The sequence below is a fragment of the Streptomyces sp. NPDC043680 genome (assembly GCF_056436685.1).
In genome coordinates this window covers 1-4,363 of record NZ_JBWKCE010000041.1, presented here as the reverse complement: position 1 = coordinate 4,363, position 4,363 = coordinate 1, and the positions used below count along the sequence as shown (strand labels likewise).

4 protein-coding genes are annotated in these 4,363 nt (G+C 65.8%); 1 reads left to right on the top strand and 3 read right to left on the bottom strand.

Translation table 11 applies throughout. The annotated features are described in order from the left end of the window. Nucleotides 1-1,005 precede the first annotated feature (1,005 nt). The 3 genes from AC0666_RS33880 to tpg all read right to left on the bottom strand — a co-directional run bounded on the left by AC0666_RS33880 (nt 1,006) and on the right by tpg (nt 3,607). Nucleotides 1,006-1,800 carry a helix-turn-helix domain-containing protein gene (locus AC0666_RS33880; RefSeq protein WP_478709108.1) on the bottom strand — a complete coding sequence of 265 codons (795 nt, stop codon included), beginning with the start codon at nt 1,798-1,800 and terminating at the stop codon, nt 1,006-1,008. Nucleotides 1,801-1,804: 4 nt separating this feature from the next. Beyond that, a complete protein-coding gene (locus AC0666_RS33875) occupies nt 1,805-2,119 on the bottom strand; it encodes a hypothetical protein (RefSeq protein WP_478709107.1) in 315 nt (104 codons plus the stop codon). A 933-nt stretch (nt 2,120-3,052) separates the two neighbouring features. Beyond that, a complete protein-coding gene (tpg, locus tag AC0666_RS33870; protein ID WP_478709106.1) occupies nt 3,053-3,607 on the bottom strand; it encodes a telomere-protecting terminal protein Tpg in 555 nt (184 codons plus the stop codon). Nucleotides 3,608-3,855: 248 nt separating this feature from the next. Between tpg and AC0666_RS33865 the strand changes: the two genes are divergently transcribed. Beyond that, entirely contained in the window at nt 3,856-3,993 is a 138-nt protein-coding gene (locus tag AC0666_RS33865) for a hypothetical protein (RefSeq protein ID WP_469081695.1), read from the top strand. The last annotated feature ends 370 nt before the right edge of the window (nt 3,994-4,363 follow it).

Genomic DNA, 4,363 nt, shown 5'->3' with positions numbered 1-4,363 from the left:
GCCCAGAGCGCTGCGCGCTCTGGAAGGGAAGGCGGGCGCTGCGCGCCCTTGGTGACGGAGTGTGAGGCCCCGCGCTTCGCGCGGGGCGGGCCGGCACCCGCTTCGCGGGCTTGGCCTCGGGGTCTTCCGCTGCGCTCCAGACCCCTTGGGGTGGGGCGGGCCCGCTTCGCGGACCCTTGGGATTACTGGGCTGTGGGGCCGGTCCGCTTCGCTCCCCGGCCCTGGGCCCGCTTCGCGGGCGGCTGGCTACGAGGGGGCGTGGTCCGGGTCCGGATCCAAAGTGCGGCTTTGGATTTGATAACGCTCAGTCAGCATCCCAGCGGGGAAAGGGCCCTGTCAACCCCACCAGACCGGATCCCGCACCCGGGGAGGGATGCGGGACCACGGTGACACTCCCCCGGACCAACCACGCGACCCTACCCAGGAACGCCCCTCACGGGCCCTCTACGGGCCCATGAGCTGCCCAGACTCCCCCAGGACCAACCCCGTCAAGAACGGCCCCCACAACAGCCCACACACCCCCGCCCCTTGGGGCCAGAGACCCACCAACCACCAAAACACACTGATCTGACGGGACGTCAGGTAGAGATGAGAAATTCAGAACGTCGCCGAATAAAGCCATCTCGGACATTCATCAGACCGCCTCAATTCCCCGACGAATTCCGCTCCGATGAGCACTCGCGGGAATACCAACCGGGCGTTGTCATCAAGTGAACGCCCAAGCTCCGCAAGCCCCCGTCACCACCACCCGCCGTGACCCTCCCGCCGTCCCGTGGCCCCGGCAGCACGCTGCCGGGGCCACGGCTGACCCCGCCCGCTGGGCCTTGCCGGCGTCCACGTAGACCTGGGCTTCGGCTTCTGTCATTGCCACCCTCTGCCCCGCCGGGAGGTCGGACCGCTCGCACTGCATCCTGCGCCTCGTCCTCACGCCGCAGCGCGTCGTGATCCGCTGCCTCCTGGCGAGTACACGGACCGTCCCTTGCCCGACGTCGCCAGGTCAGGCATTTATGTGGAGCACCAGGGGTGGTCACCAGGGTTCCCCCACAGCCACCGGTACCTACCGGCCGGCTCGTGCGGGACGCCATGTAGGAGGGCGTCCCGCAAGCGAGCAGCCTTGGGCGAGTGCCGGAGATCCTCACTAGCAAGGACCCTCACCACTTCGGAGAGCATCCAAAGCGGGACGACTGGCTCCGAGGGCCGGGGATGGGGCGCAATCGGCGGGGCCGCCTGCTGGTGCCCCTGTACCCGATTCCAGGCCTTGATCCACTCCTTGACCACTCGCTCCGGCTGCCCGCAGGCCTCCACAAAGACCTTGACGAACTCAAGAGAGGGCCACTGGCCGTGGTGCAGGACGCGGCTGACCGTCGACTTGCTCGCCTTGCGGTCGACCCCTGCTTCTAGCAGGGCACGGTGGGAGGTCAGCCCCGACCGTGTGAAGAGCCGTCGGAGCGCGTTGATGAACTGGTGCGGTTGCGTAATGTCCTGCAGGCGGGGGACCCATACCGGGTGCCCCCCATGCTTCGCGGTTGACCTGCCCGCGGCACGCTCCCACTTGATGCGTGTCTCGCGAAAGTCCCGTTTGGTTCCGTCGCAGGCGGTCACGTAGTCCTCCACCTGCTTCCAGGTAGGTACCGTCTTCCCCTTCGTCATACGACACAGCGTGGCGATCGAGTAGCCCGTTCCCAGCCGTTCGGCGAGCTGGGCCAGCGTGACACCCTCACGCTCGCGCAAGATCAACAGACCTTGCGCGAGCTCGTGGAAGGGCGCCTCCGGCGAGGGCGGGCTGGTTCGACGTCCCACTGGCCTACACCGGGGCCGGACCGCTGCCGACCAGACACCCGAGGGTGCGTCCGAGGCGAGCCGCGCCGCGCGCGGCGCGGTTGCGTGTGAGCGCCGCCGCGAAGCCTCCGATCCCGAACACCGCCTGGATGAGGGCCACAGGTACCCCCACCGCCGCCATCCCCGTGGCGGCCGCGGCCGCCACCAAAATCACGACGATCACGATCGTCCCCGGGGCCCACCAAGGCGTATCCCCTCGTATTTCGCGGGGCGTCTCCACGCACTGGTGCTGCTTATGGTCTTCGGCGGACTTATCCTTGTTCTTCTTGATGTGCTTCACGGCGTCTCCTCACAACCGGCGATGCGGGTCGACTCCCCTGACGTGGTGATGTTGGCGCATCTGGTCCACGGAGAGCCGTTCCCTCGAACTGTACGCCGAGAGCTAAATGGTGACCATAGTCTCATCTTCCGCTCCAGTCTTTTATTTCACCGCATCCCAGTGATCATGAAATATAGACTCCCTAACCAAACCTCATCATCGCAGGTCAGGGCATGTGTGGAGCGGAAATATTCCAATCGTTCCAGACGTTTTCCCAATCTCCTCTGTACACTCCTAGCCACGCCCTCTATTGTGCGAATAGGAGCCCGGAGATCCTCACCTCCGAGGCCGATGCATGGCCGAATGACCGTGCGATGCGAATCCCGTACTCCTGTTGGCGCAGGAAACGGCAAAGCCGCGAAGACCGTGAGCTACACGGTCTTCGCGGCAAATTTTTTACCGCGAATCCCATACCGCGGATTGCGCTTCATAGATGAAGAGTTGGGGACTTTCTAGCGCGTCCGTGTGACACCACAACCCGGCCCACACGCCGCCCAACGGCCTGGTCCTGGTCGTACTCCATGCGCTTGCCCACCGCTGCCTCCCTTCGCCGCGCCGCCCGCTCTGGGCGCCGCCGGAAACATGCAGATACGTTGCTAAAACTGTCAAATGTTGATGGTTTAGGGCTAGTCAGTGGGTATGCACCCCCTACTGCGCCCGCGTACGCGAGGACGGATTCACCCGCCCGGGGACGGCTGCGCCGGTCCCGGACGCAGCGAAGCGGGGCCGCTACCGGGTCGGCGGCGGCCCCGCTCAGGGGTGCTCAGGGGTACCCACGGGGTGGTCAGGGGGTGCTCACAACACCCGTCCTGCAGAACGGATTTAGCGCTCTGAGCTGGGGAAATGAGCTGTGAGGCTCACAGGGCACCGGGGTGCTCACAGGGTGCTCACCCCTCACAGGGCCACGTCGATGTAGTCGATGTCCGTGAACTCCACCTGCAACCCGTCCGCGCGGCTCCCGCTGTCGCGGAAGTAGACCTCCCCGAGCCCGTCCGCGGCGATCTGCTGCAACTCGGCCTCGGAGGCCCCTGCGTCCTGGGCGGCCAGCAGCCGGCCTGCGAACTCCGGCGGCAGGTGCTGCGTGATCCGCCGCATCCGCCCGTCGTCCGACGTGCCGGGCGCGGCGGTGAACCCGAACCGGGCCCGGGTCTCGATCACCAGCCCGGTCTGGCGAGCGGCCTTCTCCCGGGCGCGCTTGCGCACCAGGGGCTGCCACCGGCGCCGGACCTCGGCCTCCATCCGCTCCGCGAGCGCGGGCTTGGGCTGCTTGATCTGGTCCTTCACGTACCGCTCCACGGTGCGCTGGCTGATCCCGAGCAACGCCGCGACAGCCGCAGTGGTCTTCTCCTGCGTGACGAGGTAGCGCATCTGCGCGCCCGCCGACTTGGGGATCGGGCGGGTGAACGCGGCCTGCGCGGCACGGTCGAGGCTGTCGCCCATGATGCCCATCGGGCCGTGCTCCTCTCGACGAATCGGCTAGCTTCCCGCGTCCGACTATAGGCATCGAGAAAACGGAATCCGACGCCGGGTACAAACTCGCCGCACGTTCTCACTCAGCCATCCGCGGGATGGCCAAGGCTAGGGCTTCCGAAGGTTCCTGACAGTCACACGAACCGGCTTTATCGACCTCCCCTCCTGCTAACGTCTAAATCACCCCGAGGGACGGGGATCGATTATCACCAGAGGGGAGGTGAGCGATGTCCGGCATGGAAGACTCCGACGAGCAGCCCAAGCCGGGCCGGTCCAAGCGCAAGCGCGCAGCTGAGACGGTCACCCTGGTCACCTGCATCCTGCAGGCCGTGTACTGGGGTCTCAAGCTCACTGGAGTGCTCTAAAAGCGCAGGTGGGCCCAGCTGTTGGCGCAGCCAGACCCACCCAGGCCCAGGCATCCGGGCCCCACGCCCTCCCTCAGCAGCGGGAGCGTGGGGCCCGCTTTCATGTTTGGGCCCTGCGATCACCACATAATTCAATGCGGCAACCACAAAGCAGGATACACTCCACGCCGCATTTCGAGAAGCCTAAGAAATACCCACCCCCCAATTCTCAAAAAATAACACCCGATCTGCACCCACGGGCACGGAATCCCGGAAAACAAAAAGCAGAATAGTGCCTTTTGCTGGTTGGGGGTGAATGGGGGAGGTGAGTTCGGAGTTCATGTGAAGTCGTCCTGGTCATCCCGCCTGTCATTCCACCGGCCGTCGCCCA

Excerpts from the sequence above, each read along its gene's own strand:
- tpg (WP_478709106.1), bottom strand. The coding sequence starts at position 3,607 with ATGGGCATCATGGGCGACAGCCTCGACCGTGCCGCGCAGGCCGCGTTC.
- AC0666_RS33865 (WP_469081695.1), top strand. The coding sequence starts at position 3,856 with ATGTCCGGCATGGAAGACTCCGACGAGCAGCCCAAGCCGGGCCGGTCC.